The sequence below is a fragment of the Ensifer sp. ENS07 genome (assembly GCF_014852185.1).
GTDB lineage: Bacteria > Pseudomonadota > Alphaproteobacteria > Rhizobiales > Rhizobiaceae > Ensifer > Ensifer adhaerens.
In genome coordinates this window covers 1-1,426 of record NZ_JACVBE010000049.1, presented here as the reverse complement: position 1 = coordinate 1,426, position 1,426 = coordinate 1, and the positions used below count along the sequence as shown (strand labels likewise).

Here is a 1,426-nt window from a genome sequence, read left to right as displayed (position 1 = left end):
GATCCTGTCCCAGGGAGTGGTGTAGGTGGCGGCCTTGGTCGCCGCGTTCTCCGGCATGGGCCGGGATGATCAGCGCGCCACGGCTGGCAGGCTGATGAGCGGATCATCGCTCATCTGGCTGATGGTTTCCAGCGTCATGTATCTGGCGCGTTGGACAGCCCATTCGTCGTTCTGTTCGAGCAGGATCGCGCCGACGAGGCGGACGATGGCGTCATCATTGGGGAAGATGCCGACGACCTCGGTCCTGCGCTTGATTTCGCCGTTGAGACGCTCGATCGGGTTGGTGCTGTGCAGCTTGGCGCGGTGCTCTTTCGGGAAGGTCATGTAGGCGAGAACGTCTTCTTCGGCATCATCCATGATGGCGGCGAGCTTGGGGACCTTCGGCCGGATCTGGTCGGCGACGGCGCGCCATTGGGCGCTTGCGGCTTCCGGCGTCTCCTGGGCGAAGGCGGTGGCGATGAAGGCGGAGACGACACGCCGACCGCTCTTGCCGGCGTGGGCAAGAACGTTGCGCATGAAGTGGACCCGGCAGCGCTGCCAGGTTGCGTTGAGCACCTTGGTGACGGCGGCCTTCAGGCCCTCGTGGGCGTCGGAGACGACCAGCTTGACGCCTCTGAGGCCACGGCGGGTCAGCTTGCGTAGGAACTCGGTCCAGATCGGCTCGGCCTCGGAGGTGCCGACCTCCATGCCCAGCACCTCGCGGCGACCGTCGCTGTTGACACCGACGGCGATGATGACGGCGACGGAGACGATGCGGCCGCCGCGGCGGACCTTCAGGTAGGTGGCATCGATCCACAGATATGGCCAGTCGCCCTCGATCGGCCGCTCGAGGAAGGCCTTGACCTTGCCGTCGATCTCCTCGCACAGCCGGCTGACCTGGCTCTTGGAGATGCCGCTCATGCCCATGGCCTTGACCAGATCGTCGACCGAGCGGGTCGAGATTCCCTGCACATAGGCTTCCTGGATGACCGCCGTCAGCGCCTTCTCGGCCATGCGCCGCGGCTCCAGGAAGCCCGGAAAGTAGGAGCCCTTCCTGAGTTTCGGAATGCGCAGCTCGACCGTGCCGGCCCGCGTCTCCCAGTCGCGCTCGCGGTAGCCGTTGCGCTGGGCCAGCCGCAGCGGGGTCTTCTCGCCAAAGGCGGCGCCGGTGGCGGCCCCTACCTCAAGCTCCATCAGGCGCTCGGCGGCGAAGCCGATCATCTCGCGCAGGAGATCGCAATCCGGGGTCTTCTCCACGAGCGCGCGCAGGTTCATCATGTCGTCGGTCATCGGTGGTTCCTTCGAATCAGGTTGGTGTCAGCAACCCGACCCTACCGAAGAACATCGATGACCACCGCTTCGCCGCCCGCTCACTACGGCGCTGTTGAGGGCGCGCTCGCGAGCGGCTTCGCTACCGCCGAGCTACACCACCTGTAGGGACACGACC

Annotated in this window: 1 protein-coding gene; it reads right to left on the bottom strand. The window is 65.9% G+C overall.

The genetic code is table 11. From position 1 onward, the window contains the following. Positions 1–69: 69 nt before the first annotated feature. Positions 70–1,269, bottom strand: a complete 1,200-nt coding sequence (locus IB277_RS37540) for an IS256 family transposase (protein ID WP_060580982.1) — start codon at positions 1,267–1,269, stop codon at positions 70–72. Between the last annotated feature and the right edge of the window lie 157 nt (positions 1,270–1,426).

Coding starts and splice junctions, on each gene's coding strand:
- IB277_RS37540 (WP_060580982.1), bottom strand. CDS start 1,269: ATGACCGACGACATGATGAACCTGCGCGCGCTCGTGGAGAAGACCCCG.